Here is a 22,880-nt window from a genome sequence, read left to right as displayed (position 1 = left end):
TTCATATTTGCTGTAGCCGATAGGCGGACCGGCATTGGAAGGCTCGCTTGATCACTTCGGCTCAAATGCGTGCGGCGCGGGCGCTGCTCGGGATCGACCAGCGCGAGCTGGCCAAGCTCGCCGGCGTGTCGGTGCCGACCATCCAGCGGATGGAGGCCAGCGGCGGCAATGTCCGCGGCATCGTCGAGTCGCTGACCCGGGTGGTCGACGCCCTCAACCGCGCCGGCGTCGAGCTGATCGGCGAGCATGCTCGCAGCGAGGACGGCGGCCGCGGCGTGCGGCTGCGTCAGGCGGCGCCGCAGCCGGGGAGGGACGAGCCGTGAGCGCGGTGGTGCATCCCGGCGACGGCCACACCGCCGCCTGCCTGATCGGCTGGCCGGCTGCGCATTCCCGCTCGCCGCTGATCCATCACTACTGGCTGCGCACGCTCGGCATTCCGGGCGGCTATTCGATCGAGGCGGTGCCGCCGGAAGGCTTCGCCGAATTCGTGCTCAATCTGCGTGCCCACGGCTACAGCGGCGCCAACGTCACCATCCCGCACAAGGAGCGCGCGCTGCAGCTGACGCAGCCGGATGAGCGCGCCCGCGCGGTCGGCGCCGCCAACACGCTGTATTACGACGGCGACGTACTGCGCTCGACCAACACCGACGTTGAGGGCTTCATTGCCAATCTCGACGCCAGCGCGCCGGGCTGGGACCGCGCCGAGCAGGCACTGGTGCTCGGCGCCGGCGGCTCGTCGCGCGCTGTGCTGTTCGGCCTGCTGGAGCGCGGCATTCAGCGCATCGCGCTCGCCAACCGGTCGCTCGAGCGTGCGCAGGCGCTGGCGGATCTGTTCGGCGACCGCGTCGTGCCGATCGCCTGGACCGAAGCGCCGGCGGCGCTGCCGGGCGCCGGGCTCTTGGTCAACACCACCTCACTCGGCATGAAGGGCCAGCCGTCGCTCGATCTCGACCTCGAACCGCTGCCGGCCGGCGCGGTCGTCGCCGATCTCGTCTATGTGCCGCTGCAAACCGAGCTGCTGGCCGAGGCGCGCGGCCGTGGCCTGCGCACCGCCGACGGTCTCGGCATGCTGCTGCATCAGGCGGTGCGCGGCTTCGAATTGTGGTTCGGCGCAAGGCCGCACGTCACCGCCGAGCTGCGCGAATTGGTCGAGGCCGATCTGCTCGCGCATACGTGACTGGAATAACCGGCGATCGACAGCATTTCCATCACGGGGCTTGCTGGAGAACTCGTCGATGTCGTTTCGTCTTTCCGTCACCCGTCCGCTGCTCGCCGTGGCCGTGCTCGGCCTGTTCGTTTCCGTGGCCACCGCTCAGCAATCGCCGACGCCCACCAAAGTGCGCGGCGAGATCGAGCGCGTCGATGGCGACAGCCTGGCTGTGAAGTCGCGCAGCGGTCAGGACGTTAAACTGCAATTGCAGCCGGATCTGCGCGTCGCCGGCATCGCATCGAGCACCTTGGCGGAGGTGAAGCCCGGCGCGTTCGTCGGCGCCACCACCGTGCCCGGCCCAAATGGTGCGCACAACGCGGTCGAGATCCACATTTTCCCGGAATCGATGCGCGGCACCGGTGAAGGCTCGCGCGCGTGGGACCTCGGCCCCAACAGCACGATGACCAACGCCACCGTGGATCAGTCAGTCACCAGCACCGACGGCAACACCGTCAAGGTGAAGTACAAGGGCGGCGAGAAGGTCATCAGCATCACGCCGAAGACGCAGATCGTCACCTACGTGCCGGCCGAGAAGTCCGACCTCAAGCCGGGCGCCAAGATCATCGCATTCGGCAAGACCTTGCCCGACGGCTCGTTCCAGACCAGCCGCATCGCGGTCGGCCAGGGCGGCATCACCCCGCCGATGTGACGGGAGCTGCAAGGTCCTGTCCACAAGGCACTGAGTCCTCATCCTGAGGAGCCCGGCGACGCCGGGCGTTTCGAAGGATGGGGCCACGCAGCACCCGTGGCGCATGGTTCGAGACGGCGCTACGCGCCTCCTCACCATGAGGCTCAGCTTGTAGCGAGCGTCCCGATCGCTCGATCCGAAGCGCTCTAACGCTCGTCCTGCACGCCCGGCCGCGGCCGGTAGCGTGGCAGCGACCAGCCGCGCCACAGCGCCGCCGCGCGGATCAGCAGCGCGAGCGCGAAACCGGCGACGAGGCTGAGCTCGCGCGGCGTTCCGACGCTCATCAGCGCGACGAATGTGGCGGCGCCGAGCAGGGCTGCCGTGACGTAGATCTCGCGGCGCAGGATCACCGGGATTTCGCCGCCGAGCAGATCGCGAATAATGCCGCCGAACGTCGCGGTGACGATCCCCATCGCCACCGCGACGATGCCGTTCGCGCCGGCGAGCGCAGCCTTCTCGGCGCCGCTCACCGCGAACAGCGCCATCCCGACGGCGTCCAGCCAGAGCAGCGCCTTGTAGCGCGAATGCGGGATGTGCGCGGTGAAGAACGCCACACCGGCGACCACCACGCAGGTGACGAGATAGGCCGGCTCGTGCACCCAGAACACCGGCAGCCCGAGCAGCACGTCGCGCAGCGTGCCGCCGCCGATACCGGTGGCGGTGCCGAGCAGGGCGAAGCCGACGATGTCCATCTCCTTGCGCGACGCCACCAGCGCGCCGGTGACGGCAAACACGACGATGCCCAGCCAATCGAGCAACGTCGTGACGGTCTCGAACATCGTGCTCTCCGCGTGGGCCGAACTAACGGCCTTCGAACTTCGCCTCGCGCTTCTCCATGAAGGCCGCGATGCCTTCCTTCATGTCGTGCGTCTTGAACAGCGGCAATAGCTGCAAGTACACGTGGTGAACGTGATCGGGGAAAGTCTCGTTGAGGCCGATCCGCATCATCCGCTTGGCGGCCTGCACCGCGAGCGGCGCGTTGCCGGCGATCTCCTTGGCCACCGCGCGGGCGCGGCCCATCAGCTCGACGTCGGGCACCACCTCATTGGCGAGGCCCCATGCGAGACTCTCCTGCGCGGACAGCGTGCGGCCGGTGAAGATCAGCTCGGATGCCTTGGCCCAGCCGATCATCCGCGGCAGAAACCAGGTGCCGCCGCTCTCCGGCACCACGCCGCGCTTGACGAACGCGGCGGCCAGCTTGGCCGACTCCGCCATGATGCGGATGTCGCAGCCGAGCGCGGTGTCCATGCCGTAGCCGGCCGCGCCGCCGTTGACGGCGCAGATCGTCGGCTTGTCCATGCCCTGCAGCACGGTCGGCGGGGTGTTGCGCAAATCCAGCGTGGTCGGCGACGACGCTGCGCTGAGCCCCTCGTCACCGCGCTCCTTGGTGAGGTCGAGCCCGGCGCAGAACGCCCGGCCATTGCCGGTGAGGATGACGCAGCGGACGTCCGGATCCTGATTGGCCTTGATCAGCAGCGCCGCCAGCTCGTTGAGCATCGGCCCGGAGATCGTATTCATCCGCTGCGGCGCGTTCAGCGTGATGGTGGCGATGTGGTCCTCGACGGCGTAGAGCACTTCGCTGGCGGCGGGCTGCGCGCTGGTCTGCATATTGGTCATCGGTTTCCCTCCTGATTGTTGTTGTTTTTGTTGTTAGTTGTTGGCCTCACCCCGTCATTGCGAGGAGCGAAGCGACGAAGCAATCCATGCCACACTGCGCGGCTTCTGGATTGCTTCGCTGCGCTCGCAATGACGCGGGGAGACGTTAGTGCGATTACTCCGCCAGCACCTTCTCGTCGATCTGGTTGATGGCGTTGACGCCGCACAGGCCCATGGTGGTCGACAGCTCGCGGCCGATGATGTCGATCGCCTTGGCGACGCCGGGGCCGCCGAACGCGCCGAGGCCGTAGATATAGGCGCGGCCGATCATGCAGCTCTTGGCGCCGAGCGCCAGCGCGCGCATCACGTCCTGGCCGGAGCGGATGCCGCCGTCGAACATCACTTCGATGTGCGAGCCGACGGTGTGGACGATCTCCGGCAGCACCTCGATCGACGACGGCGCGCCGTCGAGCTGGCGGCCGCCATGGTTCGACACCACCAGCGCCTCGGCGCCGACCTTCACGGCCTCGCGCGCGTCCTCGACATCGAGGATGCCCTTGATGATCAGCTTGCCCGGCCAGATCGAGCGGATCCAGTCGATGTCCTTCCAGTTCAGCGAGGCATCGAACTGCGAGGCGACCCAGGCGGAGACCGATTCCAGATCCTTCGACCCGGGCAGGTGGCCGGCGATGTTGCCGAAGTTGCGCTGCTTGGCGCCGAGGATGCCCTTCACCCAGCCGGGCTTGGTGGCGATGTCGATCAGGTTCTTCGGCCGGAAGATCTCCGGTGGCACGGTCATGCCGTTCTTGATGTCCTGATGCCGCTGTCCGATCACCTGCAGATCGACGGTGAGCACCAGCGCGCTGCACTTGGCGGCGATCGCGCGCTCGATCAGCGCTTTGACGAAGCCGCGGTCGCGCATCACGTAGAGCTGAAACCAGAACGGCTTCTCGACATTGGCAGCCACGTCCTCGATCGAGCAGATCGACATCGTCGACAGCGTGTAGGGAATGCCGGCGGCGTGCGCGGCGCGGCAGGCGTGGATCTCGCCGTCGCCGTACTGCATGCCGGTCGAGCCGACGGGCGCCAGGATCAGCGGCATCGCGTATTTGTCGCCCAGGATGGTGGTCGACAGGTCACGCTTGGAGATGTCGACCAGGATGCGCTGGCGGAATTTGATGCGCTTGAGGTCGTCGACATTGGCGCGGAGCGTCTCCTCCGCATAGGAGCCGTGATCGACGTAGTCGAAGAACATCTTCGGCACCTTGCGCTTGTGAATCTGGCGAAGGTCCTCGATGCAGGTGATGTATTTCATGAACGTTGCCCGTCCCCGGTCGGTTTTTTCGGCGCGTGGCGTCCTGTAGCACGCCGCAGCGAGGTGCGACATGTCTCCGCGCGTGGCCTGGGCGTGCGCCGGGCGGTCGCGGGAACAGCCCCGGTTCCCATGCGTTGCACCGAACGAGCAACACATTCAGGAGCAGGCGATGACTGAGAAGACGGATCACTCCGCCAACAAGTCCAAGGACAAGGACCTTGATAAGCAGCTCGACGAGGGGTTGGAGGATTCCTTTCCGGGCTCGGACCCCGTGAGCGTGACCCAGCCGGCGCCCTCGAAGCCGGATGGCGACAGCAAGCGCAAGGGCTAGGGAGCCCGGCCTCGTGCTTTGCCGAGGCACGAAATCCATGGTTTTCAACAGCTTGCGCCGCGGTCCCCGGGTCCGCGGCGCGTAATTTTTCTTTATATTTTTTGAAGGGCCGAGCGCTAAATTGGTCCTATAAGCGGGGTTTCGCCACGCGGCGCTGACCGGACACCTGGTCTTCGGACGCCGGAGCGTGGCCGGGCGGGGGATTTTGATGAGCCGCAGATATTTTGGGACGGACGGGATACGTGGCCGCGCCAATGGCCTGATCACGCCGGAGCTCGCGCTCAAGGTCGGCCAGGCGGCCGGACTGGTGTTTCAGCGCGGCGACCATCGCCACCGTGTGGTGATCGGCAAGGACACGCGGCTGTCCGGCTACATGATCGAGAACGCCATGGTGGCCGGCTTCACCTCGGTGGGCATGGACGTGATGCTGGTCGGCCCGATGCCGACGCCGGCGGTGGCGATGCTGACCAAATCGATGCGCGCCGATCTCGGCGTGATGATTTCCGCATCGCACAACATGTTCGAGGACAACGGCATCAAGCTGTTCGGCCCGCTCGGCTTCAAGCTCAGCGACGACGTCGAAAAGCAGATCGAACAGCTGCTCGACGAGTCGCTCGACAAGAAGCTGTCGGAGAGCGCCGGCCTCGGCCGCGCCCGCCGCATCGACGGCGTCCGCGACCGCTACATCGAATTCGCCAAGCGGACGCTGCCGCGCGACCTGTCGCTCGACGGGCTGCGCGTGGTGGTCGATTGCGCCAACGGCGCCGCCTACAAGGTCGTCCCGGAGGCGCTGTGGGAACTCGGCGCCGACGTGATCTCGATCGGTGTCGAGCCCGACGGCTTCAACATCAACAAGGAATGCGGCTCGACCTCGCCGGAGGCGCTGTGCCGCAAGGTCCGCGAGATGCGCGCCGACATCGGCATCGCGCTCGACGGTGACGCCGACCGCGTCATCATGGTTGACGAGCGCGGCCACGTCGTCGACGGCGATCAGCTGCTGGCGGTGATCGCGCACAGCTGGAAGGAAGACGGCCGGCTCGCTAAGCCCGGCATCGCCGCCACGGTGATGTCGAATCTCGGCCTCGAGCGCTTCCTGGCGGCCGAGGGCATCGAGCTGGTGCGCACCGCGGTGGGTGACCGCTACGTGCTCGAGGCGATGCTGAAGGACGGTTACAACGTCGGCGGCGAAGCCTCCGGCCACATCATCCTGTCCGACTACAACACCACGGGCGACGGCTTCGTCGCGGCGCTGCAGGTGCTCGCGGTGGTGCAGAAGCTGCGCCGCCCGGTGTCGGAGGTCTGCCACCGCTTCGATCCGCTGCCGCAGATCCTCAAGAACGTGCGCTATCACGCCGGCCGGCCGCTCGACGACGCGCGCGTCCAGGCGACCATCAGCGACGCCGAGAAGCGGCTCAACGGCCATGGTCGGCTGCTGATCCGGGCGTCGGGCACCGAGCCGGTGATCCGGGTGATGGGCGAGGGCGACGACCGCGAACTGGTCGAGGACGTCGTCGACAGCATCGTCGACGCGGTCGGCAGCGCCGCCGCAGCAGCCGCGTAGTCTGCGGCGCGTAGTTGCGCCGCAGCGCGCATCGCAGCCATCGCGATTTGTCGCTACCAACCCACGGCGATACGGACTAATTTGAAGACGGCCGGCACCGATGCCGGCCGTCTTTCGTTGTGGCTGCCCCGGGACCGACCGGCGCGGCAAGAATCTTTCAGGAAACGCCGTGAACAAGCCTGTCGTCGACGCGGATATCGCCGCTCCGGTCACTCCCGCCGAGCCGCCGCTGCCCGAGCTCACCAAGCCGGCAGCGCCGTCGGCCGCGGGGCCGGCCTACGTCGTGCTCGGCGGCATCAGCTTCTCGCATTTCCTCAACGACACGATGCAGTCGCTGATTCCGTCGGTGTATCCGATCCTGAAGGCGAACTACGCGCTGGATTTCGGCCAGATCGGCATGATCACCCTGGCGTTCCAGTTCACCGCCTCGCTGCTGCAGCCGGTGGTCGGCCACATGACCGACAAGAAGGCGCAGCCGTTCTCGCTGGCGATCGGCATGGGCTCGACCTTCCTGGGCCTGCTGCTGCTCAGCGTCGCGCATTCCTACGCGGTGATCCTGGTGGCCGCGGCGATGATCGGCCTCGGCTCCGCGGTGTTTCATCCGGAGTCGGCGCGGATCGCGCGGCTCGCCTCCGGCGGCCGCCACGGCATGGCGCAGTCGGTGTTTCAGGTCGGCGGCAACGCCGGCACCGCGCTCGGCCCGGTGCTGGCGGCGCTGATCGTGGTGCCGTTCGGCCAGCCGTCGATCGCCTGGTTCTCGTCGATCGCTTTCGTCGCGATCGTCGTGCTGTGGCGGATCGGCGTCTGGTACAAGCCGCAGGTCGCCGGCAAGAAGAAGATGGTGGTGAGCCCGCACCCGCATGCGCCGGGCCGGCGGCGGGTGATGGTCGCACTGGTGGTGCTGGTGGCGCTGCTGTTCTCCAAGCAGCTCTATCTGTCGAGCCTGTCGAGCTACTACACGTTCTACCTGATGGAGAAATTCCACGTCTCGACCCAGACCGCGCAGATCTTCCTGTTCATCTTCCTCGCCGCCACCGCGGCCGGCGTGTTCTTCGGCGGCCCGCTCGGCGACCGCTTCGGCCGCCGCTACGTGATCTGGTTCTCGATCCTCGGCATCCTGCCGTTCACCCTGGCGCTGCCCTATGCGGGGCTGTACGCCAGCGCGGTGCTGACCGTGTTCATCGGCTTCATTCTCGCTTCGGCGACGCCGGCGATCATCGTGTTCGCGCAGGAGCTGATGCCGCATCGCTTCGGCATGATCTCGGGCGTGTTCTTCGGCTTCGCGTTCGGTATCGGTGGCCTCGGCGCCGCGGCGCTGGGCGAGGTCGCGGATCATTACGGCATCGACTTCGTGTACCAGGTCTGTTCGTTCCTGCCGATCTTGGGCCTGCTCGCCGTGCTGCTGCCAAAGATGCCGCGCCACGCGCATTAGGGTAGGCGCGGGGACGAGCGATCCCGGCGGAACACCAGACGGCCCCGGTTCCGTGATGGAACCGGGGCCGTTTACTTTGGCGTTGTTCCGGCAAGCCGAGCGATCCTCCGTCAACGATTTGTTAGCAAACACCCCCTGCGGCGCCGCGTCCGCGCGCAGTTGTTAGCAGCCCCGGATTGTCTCCTCACCAAATATCAACCTTAAAAATTAGGGTTAAGTCAGGCTTAAGGAATTGCTGGCATCGTTCGTTCTCATAGGTTTCCGGGTAAGGGGCCTTCGTAATTGATCATTGGACCAAAGGACGAAGCCAATGCGTAGCGTGAAGATGATGATGGCCGCCGGCGCGGCTTCGCTGATTGCCTCGACCGCGATGGCGGCCGATATGCCGATTGCCCCGCCGCCCGCCTATGCGCCGCCCCCGGCTGAGGATTTCGGCGGCTGGTACCTGCGCGGCGACATCGGGTTCAGCAACCAGAAGGTCAAGGATCTGCGCTACGGTCGCGACTCGGCCTATTCGCAGCTCACCTCGTTCGATCAGCAGACCTCGTTCGATGCGGCCGGCATCTACGGTCTCGGCGTCGGCTATCAGTTCAACAGCTGGTTCCGCGCCGACCTCGTCGGCCAGTATCGCGGCAACTCCAACTTCAAGGGCACCGACCGGTTCACCGGCACGTCCTTCGGCACGCCCTACAACGGCATCGACAATTACGGGGCCAGCAAGTCCGAATGGCTGGTGATGGCCAACGGCTACGTCGATCTCGGCACCTGGTGGTGCGTGACGCCGTTCATCGGCGCCGGCGTCGGCGCCGCGCGGGTGACGATGGCGAACTTCACCGACACCGGCATCAACAACCTGCCGTTCTCGACCACCAGCTTCGCCAGCGCGCCGACGGCCTCGAAGTGGAATCTGGCCTGGGCGCTGCACACAGGTCTCGCCTACAAGGTCAATCCGAACCTGACGCTGGAACTGGCCTACAGCTACCTCAATCTCGGCGACGGCTACACCGGCGTGCTCTCCGACTTCACCGGCGCGACGACTAACAACACCTTCAAGTTCAAGGATATCACCTCGCACGACGTGAAGCTCGGCGTGCGTTGGAATATCGACTCCGGCCCGGTCTACGCGGCGCCGCCGCCGCTGATGCGCAAGGGCTGATCGCCCTCACGACGTTTACCTATCCTAACGGCGCGGGAGCTTCCCGCGCCGTTTTGTTTTGCTCGGCGAGGGCGGCGACAAGGATTGATTAAGGTTAACACGCGATGATTGCGGCGTACCGGTTTGGTCGAGGAGCGTTGCGATGCGTGGAATTCTGGTAGCAGCGGTGATGGTGGTGGCGGCGCACGGCGCGCACGCGGCCGACATGCCGGAATTCGGCGCGCTACGCGGCGCGATGGTCGAGACGCCGCCCGGGGTCGTCAATTGGCAGGGCTTCTACGTCGGCGGTCAGGGCGGCTACGGCACGTCCGACATGGATTTCACCAATTCGACGTCCAATATCGCCTCGCGCATGATGGCGCTGACCACGATCGAGAACGAATACCAGGTGTCGCAGTGGCCGGTGCTCGGCAAGCGCTCGGCGCAGGGCAGCGGTTACGGCGGCTTCGTCGGCTACAACTGGCAATGGGACGATGTGATCCTCGGCCTCGAAGCCAATTACATGCACGGCAATTTCGGCGGCTCGGATTCCGGCTCGATGGGACGCAGCTTCACCACCTCCGACGGCTACACCAACGGCGTGACCTACAGGGCGAGCGCCAATATGCAGGTGAAGGATGTCGGCTCGGTCCGCGCTCGCGCCGGCTGGGCGATCGGCAGCTTCCTGCCTTATGCCTTCGGCGGCATCGCGCTCGGGCAGGCGGACATCATCAGGTCGGCATCGATCTCCGGCACCGCGGTCAATGCCAACGCTGCACCCGGCTTCCAGACCATCAACTTCGCCTACAACAAGACAGAGCAGATGAACAGCCACTTCATCTACGGCTATTCGGCCGGCCTCGGCATGGACATGATGCTGTATCGCGGGCTGTTCCTGCGCGCCGAGTGGGAGTACCAGAAGTTCGCGGCGCCGATCAACACGGCGGTCTCCACGGTGCGCGGCGGCGTCGGCTACAAATTCTGAGCGCCGCTGATCGCCGCGTCGATTGACGTCGCGACCGCCGCCTGATCGACTGTCCGCATCGATGATGGGGCAGGGCAATGCGGATTTACGGTGATCTCAATTCGGGCAATTGCCTGAAGGTGAAGTGGGTGTGCGATGCGCTGTCGCTGCCCTATGAGTGGATCGCCGTCGACACGCTCAAGGGCGAGACCCGGACGCCGCAATTTCTCGCCCTCAATCCGGCCGGGCAGGTCCCGGTCGTGGTGCTGAGCGACGGCCGCGCGCTGGCGCAGTCCAATGCGATCATCCGCTACCTGGCGCGGGACAGCGATCTGATCCCGGCTGATCCCTATCTGGCGGCCAAGATGGACGAGTGGTTGTTCTGGGAGCAGTACAGCCACGAACCCTATATCGCCGTGTGTCGCTATCAGATGGTGTATCTCGGCAAGCCGGCCTCGGCGCTCGACGCCGACCGCGTCAAGCGCGGTCACGCTGCGCTGGCGCTGATGCAGCGGCATCTGGCGGGCTCGACGTTTCTGGTCGGCGAGCGCTGCACGCTGGCGGACGTCGCATTGCTGGCCTATACGCGGCTCGCTCCCGAAGGTGGCTTCTCGCTTCAGGACTATCCGGCGGTGCGACGCTGGATCGGAAGCGCAGAGCACGCGCTCGGCCTGCCGCCGGTCGGCGGCGCGTGACCGTGGTCGGCGAGCGCGAGATCTCGCTCCGCCCGGCGCGGCGTGAGGATGTTCCGGTCATCGTCGCGATGCTGGCGGACGATCATCTCGGCCGCGGCCGCGAGCGGGTCGAGGACCCGCTGCCGGAATCCTACTACGTGGCGTTCGACGCGATGGCCGCCGCGTCCCCGATCCAGATAATGGTGGCCGAGACCAGATCCGGCCGCGTGGTCGGCTGTCTGCAGCTCGCGGTGTTGCCGGGCCTGAGTTCGCAGGGCGCTTCGCGCGGCGTGATCGAAGACGTGCGCGTCGCCGCCGACTGTCGCAGCCGCGGCATCGGCGAATTGCTGGTGCGCTGGGCGCTGGCGGAGGCCCGGCAGCAGGGATGCCGGCTGGTCGAGTTGTTCACCCACAACAGCCGCGTCGACGCTCAGCGCTTCTACGCGCGGCTCGGCTTTGCGCCGAGTCATGTTGGGATGACGATTCGATTCGAATAACCGCGATTTCGCGCGGGCGGTTCGACTGCCGACGTCTTGCTCCATGCGGCCCGCGGCTGATCAGGCGTCGCGTCGTGCAGAGCGATTGCGCCGCAAGGGAAACATCACCGCCGCAACGCGTGGGGTGCGGGCTTGCGATGCTCCGCGGGGCTGCAGGCTGCAGAAGGAATTATTTCGATCAATACTGGTAGAGTTACGGAGCGCGTCCTTAAGACCGCAGTAATTCACAGCGTTCATATTCGTCGCATTGAATGGACTGGAGAATATCACCCACGTCGAGAGCTCCCCGCTCTCGCTCCTGCCTGAGGAAATTCTATATGGCCAGGCCGCAGATCAGGCCGACGGGGGTCGAATGCCCGTTCGGCGAGGAAGAACTGATCGTTTCGAAGACCAATCTCAAAGGGCACATCACTTACGCCAACGACGTTTTCATCAGGCTTTCGAAATATCCGCGCGACGAGGTGATCGGTGCGCCGCACAGCATGATCCGCCACCCGGACATGCCGCGCACCATCTTCAAGCTGCTGTGGGACACCATCCAGGAGAAGAAGGAAATCTTCGCCTATGTGGTGAACATGGCGCGCGACGGCGATCATTACTGGGTGTTCGCGCACGTCACCCCGACGCTGGATGCACAGCGCAACATCGTCGGCTTCCATTCCAATCGCCGCAAGCCGACGGGGGCTCAGCTCGCGAAGATCCAGCCGCTCTACGCGCAGATCCGCGAGGAGGAGAACCGCCACCGCAATGCCAAGGACGGCATGATGAGCGGCTACGCGATGTTGACCGATATGCTGAAGCAGCAGGGCCAGGGTTATGACGAATTCATCTTCGCTGTCTAAGGCTCTGTTCGCCCTGTTCGGCGCACTGGCGGCGATCGTCGCGGTCGGTGCGCTGCGGCTTGCGCTGGGGCCGATCGGGCTGGTTTCGGAAGCGCTGGCGATGCTGCCGGCCGTGCTGTTGGTCGGCGTCGCGATCTGGCTGACGGCGCGGGCGTCGGCCGCGATCCGCGAAACCGCGGAGGTCTGCGAGAGCGCGAAGCGCGGCGAGCTCGAAGCCCGCGTCATGGGCCGCCGCGACGGTGGTGAAATCGGGCGGGCGCAGGCCGGCATCAACGATGCGCTCGACATCGTCGACGCTTTCGTCCGCGAAGCCTCCGCGTCGATGGAATATGCGTCTCACGGCAAGTGTTTCCGCAAGGTGCTGACGCGCGGCCTGCCGGGCTCGTTCCGCATCGCTGCCGACGTCATCAACGGCGGCACCGACTCGATGGATCGGCGCGTGCGCGAAACCGCCGCGCAGGCGCAAAGCTTCGCGTCGAGCATGGATCGCGTCGCCGGGGCGCTCGCCGACGCCGCGGTGGAGCTGAGGTCGGACTCCTCCGCGATGGCCGCGGCCGCCGAAGAAACTAGCCGGCAATCGAGCGGCGTCGCCGCAGGGTCGTCGGAAGCCTCCGCCAACGTGCAAAGCGTCGCGAGCGCGACCGAGGAGCTCACCGCCTCCATCGTCGAGATCACCCGGCAGGTGACGCTGTCGTCGACCGCGACGCATCATGCGGTCGAGGAGGCGCAGCAGACCAACGAGAAGATCCGCAACCTCGCCGATGCCGCGCAGCGGATCGGCGACGTGATCAAACTCATCAACGCGGTCGCGGCGCAGACCAATCTGCTGGCGCTCAACGCCACGATCGAAGCGGCCCGCGCCGGCGAGTCCGGCAAGGGATTTGCGGTGGTGGCCTCCGAGGTCAAGACGCTGGCGAGCCAGACCGCCAAGGCGACCGACGAGATCGCCGCGGCGATTTCCGACGTTCAGCAGATCACCGAGCAATCGGTGCAGGCGGTGGAGGCGATCAGTCGCCGCATCAGCGAGATCAGCGACGTCTCGAACACGATCGCGGCGGCGATGGAACAGCAGGGCGCTGCGACGCGGGAGATCGCCCGCAACGTCCAGCAGGCGTCGAGCGGAACCAGTGAGGTGTCGAGCAACATCTCCGGGATCAGCCAGGCCGCGGACGACACCGGCCGCATCGCCTCGCGCGTCAACGACGCGTCGGGCAAGATCGCTCACGAGGTCGAGACCCTCCGCAGCGAAGTCCGGCAGTTCATCGCCAAGGTCGCGTGATCGGCCCGGCCCCGGCGTGGCGCGCCGCGCTGGCTGCGCGCCGCGACATTCCGTGACGCTGCCGAGCGGAACGGCTGCGACGGGCTTTGGTTGGTCCCGTGCAACACACGAGAGATGCACCATGCGCCTGCTATCCAGCACGACGTTGATTGCCGCGACGCTGCTCGCGGCGTCCGCGGCTCACGCACAGACGGCGACCCCCGGCTCATCGGGAGTCGCGGTCGATCCGACCACCGGCGCGCAAAGCCCCGGCAGCGCCGGGATCAGCGCCGCGCCCGGCGGCTCCAGCACCACCGCGACCGGAACCGGCGTCACCGGAACCACCACGGGTTCTAACCTCAACAGCCCCGGCATCAATCAGCCCGGCGTTCCGAACACCACATCGCCAGGCAGCATCGGCACCGGTGCGTCGCCGAGCGGGCTGCCCGGAGATAATCCGGCTTCACCCGGCTTTCCGGGGCCGGTCGGCAAGTAACAAGCTCGTCGGAACTAATAAGCAGACGGCCGCCTGAGCGGCCGTTTTGCTGCGCGCGTTGCGGCGCAATAATTCAAGTCTCGCTGCGTGACGCATTGCCGCCTCCCCGTACGGAACGGTGCTCTTGCTGCCGGATTAGTATCGCATGCAACTCGAAGGAGTATCGAATGTCATCCAAGCTCGGAATGTCCGCCGTCATCGCAGCCGCGCTACTGGCTTCCACCGCCGTCGCATCGGCGCAAAACAGCAACGGCACGTCGACGTTGAATTCACCCAGCAAGGCGGGCGGCGAGTCCGCGTCGCAAGGCGCGACGCCCGGCGGCGCATCGAACGCCGGCTCGGTTACGGCACCCCCCGGATCGTCTGCCAGCGGCGGCGCCGCCTCGGGCGCGACCACCGGCTCGGGTGCCGCCGGCGCCCCGAGCGGAACCGGCTCTAGCCGGTAACAACTAACAACGCGGCAAAACGGGCGGTGAGAAATCACCGCCCGTTTTGCATGACGCGTCGCGATCTTGAGTGATGAGGTCATGCGGGTGGTGCTGCTGAGCAATTGGCTGCCACGTATTTGTCACAGTCCGCCCGCGCTTCTCAGCCCGGAAGAGGGCGATCCGGATCCAGCAATCGGCTAGGGCGAGGCATGCCCGTGTCCGGCATCTTCCGGAGTTCGATCTCCTTGACTTTCGAGCCCAAAGGACTATCCCCAGCGGCGGGAAACCTCTCCCCACCGAGAGGCAGCTATCTGGAAGGATAGACTATGACTGTAGCGAAGCCCGCTTCGCGGCCGAATGCGCCGCAATTCTCCTCCGGCCCCTGCGCGAAGCGCCCCGGCTGGTCCCCCGAAAATCTCAAGGACGCCCCGCTCGGCCGCTCGCATCGCGCGAAGGTCGGCAAGGCCAAGCTCAAGCTCGCGATCGATCTGACCCGCGAAGTGCTTGAGGTCCCCGCCGACTACAAGATCGGCATTGTCCCCGCTTCAGATACCGGCGCCGTCGAGATGGCGCTGTGGTCGCTGCTCGGGCCGCGTCCCGTCACCACGCTCGCCTGGGAATCGTTCGGCGACGGCTGGGTCGGCGACGTCACCAAGGAGCTGAAGCTCCCCAACGTCACCAAGCTCAAGGCTGGTTACGGCGAAATTCCCGACCTCTCCAAGGTCGATTGCAACACCGACGTCGTGTTCACCTGGAACGGCACCACCTCCGGCGTGCGCGTTCCGAACGCCGACTGGATCGCGGCCGACCGTGAAGGTCTGACCATCTGCGACGCCACCTCGGCCGCCTTCGCGCAGCCGCTCGACTGGCCGAAGCTCGATGTCGTCACCTTCTCCTGGCAGAAGGCGCTCGGCGGCGAAGCCGCACACGGCATGCTGATCCTCAGCCCGCGCGCCGTTGCTCGCCTCGAGAGCTACACGCCGACCTGGCCGATGCCAAAAATCTTCCGCCTCACCAAGGGCGGCAAGCTGATCGAGGGCATTTTCCAAGGCGAGACCATCAACACCCCGTCGATGCTGTGCGTCGAGGACTACATCGACGCGCTGAACTGGGCGAAGTCGGTGGGCGGCCTCAAGGGCCTGATCGCCCGTGCCGACGCCAACACCAAGGTGCTGAGCGACTGGCAGGCGAAGGCCAAGTGGGCCGACTTCCTGGCCGCCGATCCGGCGATCCGCTCGAACACCTCGGTCTGCCTCAAGGTGGTCGATCCGGCGATTACGTCGCTCTCCGCCGAAGCCCAGGCCGACTTCGCCAAGAAGCTGGTCGCGGTGGTCGAGAAGGAAGGCGCCGGCTACGACCTCGGCGCTTATCGCGACGCCCCCGCTGGCCTGCGCATCTGGTGCGGCGCCACGGTCGAAGCCGCCGACGTCGCCACCCTGACGCAGTGGCTGGACTACGCGTTCGAGACCACCAAGGCCTCGCTGTCTCAGGCGGCTTGATCGCCTCCCAACCTCTCCCCGCTTGCGGGGAGAGGTCGACCCGGCGGAGCGCAGCGTAGCTGGGTCGGGTGAGGGGGCGCTTCCGCACAACGCGGACTCAGCAGCCCCTCACCCCAACCCTCTCCCCGCAAGAGCGCGGCGAGGGAGCGCGCCGCGACTCGTTGGACCGCTTTCCCTTTTCCAAGATCATCAGGATCACATCCCATGACCGCTCCCAAAGTCCTCATTTCCGACGCGCTGTCGGAAGCCGCCGTGCAGATCTTCAAGGATCGCGGCATCGACGTCGATTTCCAGCCGGCGCTGGGCAAAGACAAAGAGAAGCTCGCCGAGATCATCGGCAATTACGACGGCCTCGCGATCCGCTCCGCCACCAAGGCGACCGCGAAGATTCTCGAGAAGGCCGCCAAGCTCAAGGTGATCGGCCGTGCCGGCATCGGCGTCGACAACGTCGAGATTCCCGCGGCGACCGCCAAGGGCATCATCGTGATGAACACGCCGTTCGGCAATTCGATCACCACCGCCGAGCACGCCATCACCATGATGCTGTCGCTGGCCCGCGAGATCCCCGCCGCCGACGCCTCGACCCAGGCCGGCAAGTGGGAGAAGAACCGCTTCATGGGCGTCGAGATCACCGCCAAGACGCTCGGCGTGATCGGCTGCGGCAACATCGGCTCGATCGTCGCCGACCGCGCCCTCGGCCTGAAGATGAAGGTGATCGCGTTCGATCCGTTCCTGTCGCCGGAGCGCGCCAAGGACATCGGCGTCGAGAAGGTCGAGCTCGAGGACATCTTCAAGCGCGCCGACTTCATCACGCTGCACACCCCGCTCACCGACAAGACCAAGAACATCATCGACGCGGCCGCGATCGCCAAGATGAAGAAGGGCGTGCGCATCATCAATTGCGCCCGCGGCGGTCTGGTCGACGAGAATGCGCTCGCTGAGGCCCTGAAGTCCGGCCAGGTTGCCGGCGCGGCGTTCGACGTGTTCTCCGAGGAGCCGGCGACCTCGAACGTGCTGTTCGGCCTGCCCAACGTGATCTGCACCCCGCATCTCGGCGCCTCGACCACCGAAGCGCAGGAGAATGTCGCGCTGCAGGTCGCCGAGCAGATGAGCGACTACCTACTCAGCGGCGCCATCACCAACGCCGTCAACTTCCCGTCGATCACCGCCGAGGAAGCGCCGAAGCTGAAGCCGTTCATCGAGCTCGCCGAGAAGCTCGGCTCCTTCGCCGGCCAGCTCACCGAGACCGGCATCACCAAGGTCACGATTACCTACGAGGGCCAGGTCGCCGAGATGAAGATCAAGGCGCTGACCTCGGCGGTGCTGTCGGGTCTGCTGCGTCCGATGCTGGGCGACATCAACGTCGTGTCGGCGCCGGTGATCGCCAAGGAGCGCGGCATGGTGGTGGACGAAGTCGTCCGCGCCGCCGAGAGCGACTACGAGAGCCTGATCACCCTGACGGTGACCACCGAGAAGCAGGAACGCTCGGTCTCCGGCACCGTCTATGCCGACGGCAAGCCGCGCCTGGTCGACATCAAGGGCATCCGCGTCGACGCCGAGTTCGGCAAGTCGATGATCTACGTCACCAACGAGGACAAGCCGGGCTTCATCGGCAAGTTCGCCAGCCTGCTCGGCGACGCCAAGGTCAACATCGCGACCTTCAACCTCGGTCGTCACAGCCAGGGCGGCGACGCCATCGCGCTGGTCGAGATCGACGGTCCGGCTCCGGACGACGTCATCGCCAAGGTCCAGGCGCTGCCGCAGGTGAAGCAGGCCAAGGCGCTGGTATTCTAATCTGCGCCGGCGACCTGCTTCCACAGCAGCCGTGCCACCGAACGTCCAGATCCCTCCCCATCCGGGGAGGGATTTTTTTGTGCCGTCTGTCCGGTCATGTCCCGACAGGTCGCTGCGCTGCAGTAACGGTCCGGGAACATTTTCCCCGTAGTTGTACAGAGCGCTCAATTCGCGCCCCGGTCTGTGGCGCATGCTGGTACCTTCGGGAGGCTTCGTTGAAATTCTCCAATCTCCGCATCACCCCCAAGCTCGGCCTGCTGATCGGCGGGACGCTGCTCGGCCTATGCATCGCCGGCCTGTTCGCCGGCTACATGATGAAGCGCGAAATGCTGACCGCGCGGTTCGAGCAGACCAAGGCGATCGCCGAGATGGGCCGCAATCTGGCGCTCGGGCTGCAGAAGCAGGTCGATGCGGGAGAGCTTACCAGGGAGGCGGCGCTCGCCCAGTTCGCGCGCGACGCCAGCATGCTGACCTACGACAACGGCCAGGGCTATCTGTTCGCCTATACCATGGACGGCCTGACCATCGCGACGCCGGACAAGAAGGCGATCGGCACCAACCGCATGAACACGCCGACCGGCGACCGCTATCTGGTGCGCGAGCTGCGCGACGGCGTCGCCGCCAAGGGCGACGTGACGCTGCATTACGACTTCCGCCGACCCGGCACCGACGAGAACATCCGCAAGATCTCCTACGGCGTGGCGATCCCGGGCTGGAACATGTTCGTCGGCACCGGCGCTTACCTCGACGATATCGACGCCAAGCTGCGGCCGATCTTCTGGACGCTCGGCGTCTCGGTGCTGGCGATCGCACTGATCGCCGGCCTGTTCGCGCTGCTGATCTCGCGCAGCATCACTCGTCCGCTCGGCCGGCTCGGCGCCCGGATGCAGTCGCTCGCCGGCGGCCAGCTCGACGAGCCGATTCCCGGCATCGAACGCGGCGACGAAGTCGGCGAAATGGCCAAGACCGTCCAGGTGTTCAAGGACAATGCACTGCGCATCCGCGGCCTCGAGCAGCAGGAGCATGAGCTCCAGCAGCGCACGGCGGCGGAGCGGCGGGCGCTGATGCAGAGCATCGCCGACGATTTCGAGCGCAGCGTCAAGGGCGTGGTGCACAGCGTCGCCGACGCGACGCACCAGCTGCAGGCGACCGCGCAGTCGATGACCACGACCGCGTCGGACGCCAGTTCGCGCGCGTCGGCGGTCGGCGCCGCCTCGGATGCCTCGGCCGGCATGGTCGGCACCGTGGCGTCGGCGTCGGAAGAACTATCAGCCTCGGTGCAGGAGATTTCCCGCCAGGTCGAACAGTCCCGCGCCATCGCCGGCAAGGCGGTCAGCGATGCCGAGCATACCAACGACACCGTGCGGCAGCTGTCGGTCAGCGCCGAGAAGATCGGCGAGGTCGTGCAGCTGATCCATTCGATCGCGTCGCAGACCAATCTGCTGGCGCTCAACGCCACCATCGAGGCGGCGCGGGCAGGGGAGTCGGGCCGCGGCTTCGCCGTGGTGGCGAGCGAAGTGAAGGCGCTGGCCAGCCAGACCGCCAAGGCAACCGAGGAGATCTCGGCGCAGGTCTCGGCGATGCAGTCGTCGACCTCCAACGCGGTGCAATCGATCAGCGGCATCACCTCGACCATCGGGCAGATGAGCGAGATCACCATGGCGATCTCGTCGGCGGTCGAACAGCAGGGCGCGGCGACGCGCGATATCGCCCGCAACATCCAGTCGGTCGCGGCGGGGTCGAGCGAGATCAGCGGCCACATCAGCGGCGTCAGCGCCGCCGCCTCGGCGACCGGGGACGCCGCCTCGCAGCTGCTGGCGCATGCCGGCGCGCTGGACAGCCAATCGGGTGCGCTGCAATCCGCGGTCGACGAGTTTCTGCAGAAAGTCCGTGCGGCCTGAACCGCGTGTGATCGGCAGTGCTGCGACGCAGCATTGCCGACTTCGCGCAGACGTGACCCTGCGTGCAGGCGCGCACACTTGAACCTGAGGTGGTAACCGAGCGACTATTCGATGTTGGGGGCGTGCCTGCCAAGCGAGAGGGAGTGCATGCCGATATCGCTGCAAGGGACCGTTGCGTTCGAACCGGAGTTCGTCGGCAACCTGAACATGCTGACCCGCACGATGATCGCGCGCGGGCTCGATCCCGATGAGTTCGTGATCAGCAAGGACATCGCCAGCGCGCCGACGCTGCCGTTCATCGGGCCGATGGCTTACGACTACGTCGTTTTCAGCGGTGGCGACGACTTCGCCGTCACCGAAACCGGCGACCAGCGTTTCCTCGAACAGTTCCTCGGCCACATCGGCGACGCGTCCGACGATGTGCCGCCCCTCGTCCAGCCGGGCATGTTCGCCCGTCTGTCCCGCTGGATGTCGCCGGCGGTTTGAGCGAACCCGTCATTGCGAGGAGCGAAGCGACGAAGCAATCCAGCTCGGTGCACTGAGCCTCTGGATTGCTTCGCGGAGCCTGTGCCCGGACGGCGCAAAGCGCCGATCCGGGTGCTCGCAATGACGGAGCTGATTTTGTCGCCGCTTACTTCGCCTTCAGGAAGTCCGCGACTTCGAGCAGCACGAACTCGTTGTCGTCGGCCTTGTTCGGATCGCGGCTCGACGAGAACGGCAGGTTGTTGTCGTTGCCGACGATGATGTGCGTATCGTCGACCTTGTCGACGTTCTCGATGGTGAAGAACGGGAACGCCAGCGCGCCGTCGGTCAGCGGCTTGCGGGCCTTCTTGTTCGGATCGCGGATCTTCATCAGGTCGATATAGCCGACCTTGCGGACCGGCTGGCCGACATTGGCGTCGCTGAGCTCGATCTTGACCACCCGCTTGAACTTGGCGAGGTCGCCGAAGCAATCGGTGCCGGTCTTGCCCTCGGGGCAGGCCTTGTCCTTGGTGCCTTCGCCGTTGTCGCGCTCGATCACCAGGCCGAAGCGGTCGTCGATCATGTTGAAGTCGCCGATCGCGTTGCCGTTCTGCTCGAACACGTATTTCCAGGAGCGGCCGGTGAACTTCTCGGCCTTGACGTCGAATTCGAGGATGCGCGAGGCTTCCTTGCCGTCGACCTTCTCCCAGTCCTTCTTGTCGGCATCCCACAGCGGGCCTTCGAGCAGGCCGTACAGGAATTTGCCATCCTTGGAGGCGGCGAAGCCCTCATAGCCCTTGGACCGCTTGAGGTTGACGCCGGTGTAGCTCGCGCCCGGCGCACCCGGCGACTGCACCGACCAATGGTCGGGCGACTTGATCGGCTTGCCATCGGCCTGCGATTCGAAAACCGCCAGCACCTTGCCGTCGAGGTCGGTCTTCAGGATGTAGGGACCGAATTCATCGCCGATCCAGAAATTGTCGCCGATGATCTGGAAGCCTTCGGTGTCGAAGTCGGCACCGGTCAGGTAGCGCTTGTCGGTGTCCTCGTGAACGATGCGGAACGGCACCTTCTTGTCCGGGTCGTGCAGAAACACGGTCTGCTTGCGGTCGACCGCGCCGCTCTGCCAGTCGATCTTGTAGTTGTCGAGATACAGCATCGAGTCGGCCGAGTTGTAGCGCGAGCCGAAGCCGTTGTCGGTCAGCACCCAGAAGCTGCCGTCGGGCATCGTCTTGATGCCGGAATGGCCCTGCAGCGGCTGGCCCTTGAACGGGGTCGACAGGCCGGTCGGACGGCCGTTGGACTTGCCCTCGACGCTGCCGATCTCGGTGACGCGCTTGCCGGTGGTGTACTTGCCGGAGGTCTTGAGGTCGGCCGGCGCATCCGCCGGGGCGTCGACGAAGCTGGCGGCGGGCAGCACGGCGTGGCCGGCCAGCGTCGCCGGGAATTCACCTTCGGATTGCGCCAGCGCGCCGGACGACGCCAGCGCCAGCACCGCGACGGAACCGAGCAGCAATTTTCGCATGGGAAGCCTCCTGTTTGTTCGATGGCGGACTTGTGGCGGCGCCGGATCACACGCGGCTGACGGTTCGGTGAAGGGCTGATGACCGTCCCTGCGGCGAAATGCCGGCCGGGCAGGCGGCTTTGACTCGGCCGGGCGGCGAGCGTAGAGATTAGAACAGTTCTAATTTACCCTGGACGGCTGCAGATGAAGGCGTTTTCCGAGCTGAGCGAGCGCGAAATCCTGGCCGTGGCGATTTCCGGGGAGGAAGAGGACAGCCGGATCTATCTCGCCTTCGCCGAGGACCTCGCCGAGCGCTATCCCGATTCCGCCCGGGTGTTCACCGAGATGGCCCAGCAGGAGAAGGGCCACCGCCATATGCTGCTGCGGATGTACGAGGAGCGGTTCGGGCCGGACCTGCCGCCGATCCGCCGCGAGGACGTCAAGGGCTTCATCCGCCGCCGCCCGATCTGGCTGACCCGCAATCTGCCGCTCGACCGCATCCGCAAGGAAGCCGAGACCATGGAGTTCGAGGCGCAGCGCTTCTACGAGCGCGCCGCCGAACGCGCCACCGATGTCCATATCCGCAAGCTGCTGACCGATCTCGCCGAGTTCGAGAAGCGCCACGAACAGCGCGCCACCCAGCTGACCGACCGCATCCTCACCGCCGACGCTCGCAGCGCCGAGGATCACACCGCGCGGCGCATGTTCGTGCTGCAATACGTCCAGCCCGGCCTCGCCGGGCTGATGGACGGCTCGGTATCGACGCTGGCGCCGCTGTTCGCCGCGGCGTTCGCCACGCATCAGAACTGGCCGACGTTTCTGGTCGGGCTTGCGGCGTCGATCGGCGCCGGCATCTCGATGGGCTTTGCCGAAGCGCTGTCCGACGATGGCTCGATGACCGGCCGCGGCTCGCCCTGGCTGCGCGGCGGCATCTGCGGCCTGATGACGACGCTCGGCGGCCTCGGGCACACGCTGCCCTATCTGGTCCCCGACCACTGGGCCAACGCCTTCTGGATCGCCACCGGCATCGCGGCATTCGTGGTGTTCATCGAGCTCTGGGCCATCGCCTACATCCGCGCCAAGTACATGGACACGCCATTCCTGCACGCCGTCTTCCAGATCGTGCTCGGCGGCGTCATCGTGCTGGCGGTGGGGATTCTGATCGGCGGCGCGTAGCAGCACGTTAGTATCGAAATTCGGCGCCACCCCGAGCACCGCGCGCTCCCTCTCCCGCTTGCGGGAGAGGGCTGGGGTGAGGGCGACGCGAGTCGCTGACTCTTTGCCTTGTGGAAG

The 22,880-nt window shown here is 66.0% G+C and carries 23 protein-coding genes; 18 read left to right on the top strand and 5 right to left on the bottom strand.

Annotation, left to right across the window (positions count from 1 at the left end; all coding sequences use genetic code 11):
- Positions 1-47 precede the first annotated feature (47 nt).
- From IP86_RS09375 to IP86_RS09365, 3 genes are read left to right on the top strand one after another with little or no spacing between them, the layout of a single operon-like run.
- Positions 48-323 carry a helix-turn-helix domain-containing protein gene (locus IP86_RS09375; protein WP_054162252.1) on the top strand — a complete coding sequence of 92 codons (276 nt, stop codon included), beginning with the start codon at positions 48-50 and terminating at the stop codon, positions 321-323.
- Between the two features lie 8 nt (positions 324-331).
- Positions 332-1,177 carry a shikimate dehydrogenase gene (locus IP86_RS09370; RefSeq protein ID WP_054162275.1) on the top strand — a complete coding sequence of 282 codons (846 nt, stop codon included), beginning with the start codon at positions 332-334 and terminating at the stop codon, positions 1,175-1,177.
- A 58-nt stretch (positions 1,178-1,235) separates the two neighbouring features.
- Positions 1,236-1,859, top strand: coding sequence for a hypothetical protein (locus IP86_RS09365; protein WP_054162274.1), 624 nt, complete (start codon positions 1,236-1,238; stop codon positions 1,857-1,859).
- A gap of 185 nt (positions 1,860-2,044) precedes the next feature.
- On the opposite strand, the gene IP86_RS09360 is transcribed toward IP86_RS09365, so the two are convergent.
- The 3 genes from IP86_RS09360 to IP86_RS09350 all read right to left on the bottom strand — a co-directional run bounded on the left by IP86_RS09360 (position 2,045) and on the right by IP86_RS09350 (position 4,809).
- Positions 2,045-2,677 carry a trimeric intracellular cation channel family protein gene (locus tag IP86_RS09360; protein WP_054162251.1) on the bottom strand — a complete coding sequence of 211 codons (633 nt, stop codon included), beginning with the start codon at positions 2,675-2,677 and terminating at the stop codon, positions 2,045-2,047.
- 22 nt (positions 2,678-2,699) lie between these two features.
- Complete coding sequence (locus IP86_RS09355; protein ID WP_054162250.1) at positions 2,700-3,515, bottom strand: enoyl-CoA hydratase/isomerase family protein; 816 nt, start codon at positions 3,513-3,515, stop codon at positions 2,700-2,702.
- A gap of 154 nt (positions 3,516-3,669) precedes the next feature.
- Positions 3,670-4,809, bottom strand: coding sequence for an alpha-hydroxy acid oxidase (locus IP86_RS09350; protein ID WP_054162249.1), 1,140 nt, complete (start codon positions 4,807-4,809; stop codon positions 3,670-3,672).
- A gap of 169 nt (positions 4,810-4,978) precedes the next feature.
- Between IP86_RS09350 and IP86_RS29040 the strand changes: the two genes are divergently transcribed.
- The 10 genes from IP86_RS29040 to IP86_RS09305 all read left to right on the top strand — a co-directional run bounded on the left by IP86_RS29040 (position 4,979) and on the right by IP86_RS09305 (position 13,999).
- Positions 4,979-5,140: a hypothetical protein gene (locus IP86_RS29040; protein ID WP_197279717.1), complete on the top strand. Its 162-nt coding sequence runs from the start codon at positions 4,979-4,981 to the stop codon at positions 5,138-5,140.
- A gap of 208 nt (positions 5,141-5,348) precedes the next feature.
- Entirely contained in the window at positions 5,349-6,701 is a 1,353-nt protein-coding gene (gene glmM / locus IP86_RS09345) for a phosphoglucosamine mutase (RefSeq protein WP_054162248.1), read from the top strand.
- A gap of 169 nt (positions 6,702-6,870) precedes the next feature.
- The gene (locus IP86_RS09340; RefSeq protein ID WP_054162247.1) at positions 6,871-8,133 is read left to right on the top strand and encodes an MFS transporter; all 1,263 of its coding nucleotides are present in this window, start codon (positions 6,871-6,873) and stop codon (positions 8,131-8,133) included.
- 310 nt (positions 8,134-8,443) lie between these two features.
- Positions 8,444-9,289 (top strand): outer membrane protein, encoded by an 846-nt coding sequence (locus IP86_RS09335; RefSeq protein ID WP_197279715.1) that lies wholly within the window; start codon positions 8,444-8,446, stop codon positions 9,287-9,289.
- Positions 9,290-9,431: 142 nt separating this feature from the next.
- Entirely contained in the window at positions 9,432-10,253 is an 822-nt protein-coding gene (locus IP86_RS09330; RefSeq protein ID WP_054162246.1) for an outer membrane protein, read from the top strand.
- A gap of 77 nt (positions 10,254-10,330) precedes the next feature.
- Positions 10,331-10,927 carry a glutathione S-transferase family protein gene (locus IP86_RS09325; protein ID WP_054162245.1) on the top strand — a complete coding sequence of 199 codons (597 nt, stop codon included), beginning with the start codon at positions 10,331-10,333 and terminating at the stop codon, positions 10,925-10,927.
- Positions 10,928-10,995: 68 nt separating this feature from the next.
- On the top strand, positions 10,996-11,403 hold the full coding sequence (locus IP86_RS09320) for a GNAT family N-acetyltransferase (RefSeq protein WP_082363907.1): 408 nt from the start codon (positions 10,996-10,998) through the stop codon (positions 11,401-11,403).
- A gap of 317 nt (positions 11,404-11,720) precedes the next feature.
- Positions 11,721-12,245: a PAS domain-containing protein gene (locus IP86_RS09315; protein ID WP_054162244.1), complete on the top strand. Its 525-nt coding sequence runs from the start codon at positions 11,721-11,723 to the stop codon at positions 12,243-12,245.
- Complete coding sequence (locus IP86_RS09310; protein ID WP_054162243.1) at positions 12,220-13,524, top strand: methyl-accepting chemotaxis protein; 1,305 nt, start codon at positions 12,220-12,222, stop codon at positions 13,522-13,524. Before IP86_RS09315 ends, IP86_RS09310 begins: the two co-directional genes overlap by 26 nt.
- A 121-nt stretch (positions 13,525-13,645) precedes the next feature.
- Entirely contained in the window at positions 13,646-13,999 is a 354-nt protein-coding gene (locus IP86_RS09305; RefSeq protein WP_054162242.1) for a hypothetical protein, read from the top strand.
- Positions 14,000-14,072: 73 nt separating this feature from the next.
- Here the strand turns inward: IP86_RS09305 and IP86_RS09300 are convergent, their stop codons facing one another.
- Positions 14,073-14,528 carry a hypothetical protein gene (locus tag IP86_RS09300; RefSeq protein ID WP_156332450.1) on the bottom strand — a complete coding sequence of 152 codons (456 nt, stop codon included), beginning with the start codon at positions 14,526-14,528 and terminating at the stop codon, positions 14,073-14,075.
- A 225-nt stretch (positions 14,529-14,753) separates the two neighbouring features.
- On the opposite strand from IP86_RS09300, the gene IP86_RS09295 reads away from it, so the two are divergent.
- The 4 genes from IP86_RS09295 to IP86_RS09280 all read left to right on the top strand — a co-directional run bounded on the left by IP86_RS09295 (position 14,754) and on the right by IP86_RS09280 (position 20,107).
- Positions 14,754-15,926: a phosphoserine transaminase gene (locus IP86_RS09295; RefSeq protein ID WP_054162240.1), complete on the top strand. Its 1,173-nt coding sequence runs from the start codon at positions 14,754-14,756 to the stop codon at positions 15,924-15,926.
- Positions 15,927-16,130: 204 nt separating this feature from the next.
- Entirely contained in the window at positions 16,131-17,720 is a 1,590-nt protein-coding gene (gene serA / locus IP86_RS09290) for a phosphoglycerate dehydrogenase (protein ID WP_054162239.1), read from the top strand.
- A gap of 215 nt (positions 17,721-17,935) precedes the next feature.
- Entirely contained in the window at positions 17,936-19,621 is a 1,686-nt protein-coding gene (locus IP86_RS09285) for a methyl-accepting chemotaxis protein (protein WP_054162238.1), read from the top strand.
- Positions 19,622-19,732: 111 nt separating this feature from the next.
- Positions 19,733-20,107 (top strand): hypothetical protein, encoded by a 375-nt coding sequence (locus IP86_RS09280; RefSeq protein ID WP_245290579.1) that lies wholly within the window; start codon positions 19,733-19,735, stop codon positions 20,105-20,107.
- A gap of 145 nt (positions 20,108-20,252) precedes the next feature.
- On the opposite strand, the gene IP86_RS09275 is transcribed toward IP86_RS09280, so the two are convergent.
- A complete protein-coding gene (locus tag IP86_RS09275; protein WP_054162236.1) occupies positions 20,253-21,608 on the bottom strand; it encodes an esterase-like activity of phytase family protein in 1,356 nt (451 codons plus the stop codon).
- 183 nt (positions 21,609-21,791) lie between these two features.
- Here IP86_RS09275 and mbfA point away from each other — a divergent pair, with 183 nt between their 5' ends.
- A complete protein-coding gene (gene mbfA, locus IP86_RS09270; RefSeq protein WP_054162235.1) occupies positions 21,792-22,763 on the top strand; it encodes an iron exporter MbfA in 972 nt (323 codons plus the stop codon).
- The last annotated feature ends 117 nt before the right edge of the window (positions 22,764-22,880 follow it).

The sequence above is a fragment of the Rhodopseudomonas sp. AAP120 genome (genome assembly GCF_001295845.1).
GTDB lineage: Bacteria > Pseudomonadota > Alphaproteobacteria > Rhizobiales > Xanthobacteraceae > Rhodopseudomonas.
This window is presented reverse-complemented; position numbering and strand designations above follow the sequence as displayed.

Excerpts from the sequence above, each read along its gene's own strand:
- IP86_RS09365 (WP_054162274.1), top strand. The coding sequence starts at position 1,236 with ATGTCGTTTCGTCTTTCCGTCACCCGTCCGCTGCTCGCCGTGGCCGTG.
- IP86_RS09360 (WP_054162251.1), bottom strand. The coding sequence starts at position 2,677 with ATGTTCGAGACCGTCACGACGTTGCTCGATTGGCTGGGCATCGTCGTG.
- IP86_RS09355 (WP_054162250.1), bottom strand. The coding sequence starts at position 3,515 with ATGACCAATATGCAGACCAGCGCGCAGCCCGCCGCCAGCGAAGTGCTC.
- IP86_RS09350 (WP_054162249.1), bottom strand. The coding sequence starts at position 4,809 with ATGAAATACATCACCTGCATCGAGGACCTTCGCCAGATTCACAAGCGC.
- IP86_RS29040 (WP_197279717.1), top strand. The coding sequence starts at position 4,979 with ATGACTGAGAAGACGGATCACTCCGCCAACAAGTCCAAGGACAAGGAC.
- glmM (WP_054162248.1), top strand. The coding sequence starts at position 5,349 with ATGAGCCGCAGATATTTTGGGACGGACGGGATACGTGGCCGCGCCAAT.
- IP86_RS09335 (WP_197279715.1), top strand. The coding sequence starts at position 8,444 with ATGCGTAGCGTGAAGATGATGATGGCCGCCGGCGCGGCTTCGCTGATT.
- IP86_RS09330 (WP_054162246.1), top strand. The coding sequence starts at position 9,432 with ATGCGTGGAATTCTGGTAGCAGCGGTGATGGTGGTGGCGGCGCACGGC.
- IP86_RS09325 (WP_054162245.1), top strand. The coding sequence starts at position 10,331 with ATGCGGATTTACGGTGATCTCAATTCGGGCAATTGCCTGAAGGTGAAG.
- IP86_RS09320 (WP_082363907.1), top strand. The coding sequence starts at position 10,996 with ATGCTGGCGGACGATCATCTCGGCCGCGGCCGCGAGCGGGTCGAGGAC.
- IP86_RS09315 (WP_054162244.1), top strand. The coding sequence starts at position 11,721 with ATGGCCAGGCCGCAGATCAGGCCGACGGGGGTCGAATGCCCGTTCGGC.
- IP86_RS09310 (WP_054162243.1), top strand. The coding sequence starts at position 12,220 with ATGACGAATTCATCTTCGCTGTCTAAGGCTCTGTTCGCCCTGTTCGGC.
- IP86_RS09305 (WP_054162242.1), top strand. The coding sequence starts at position 13,646 with ATGCGCCTGCTATCCAGCACGACGTTGATTGCCGCGACGCTGCTCGCG.
- IP86_RS09300 (WP_156332450.1), bottom strand. The coding sequence starts at position 14,528 with ATGACCTCATCACTCAAGATCGCGACGCGTCATGCAAAACGGGCGGTG.
- IP86_RS09295 (WP_054162240.1), top strand. The coding sequence starts at position 14,754 with ATGACTGTAGCGAAGCCCGCTTCGCGGCCGAATGCGCCGCAATTCTCC.
- serA (WP_054162239.1), top strand. The coding sequence starts at position 16,131 with ATGACCGCTCCCAAAGTCCTCATTTCCGACGCGCTGTCGGAAGCCGCC.
- IP86_RS09280 (WP_245290579.1), top strand. The coding sequence starts at position 19,733 with ATGTTGGGGGCGTGCCTGCCAAGCGAGAGGGAGTGCATGCCGATATCG.
- IP86_RS09275 (WP_054162236.1), bottom strand. The coding sequence starts at position 21,608 with ATGCGAAAATTGCTGCTCGGTTCCGTCGCGGTGCTGGCGCTGGCGTCG.
- mbfA (WP_054162235.1), top strand. The coding sequence starts at position 21,792 with ATGAAGGCGTTTTCCGAGCTGAGCGAGCGCGAAATCCTGGCCGTGGCG.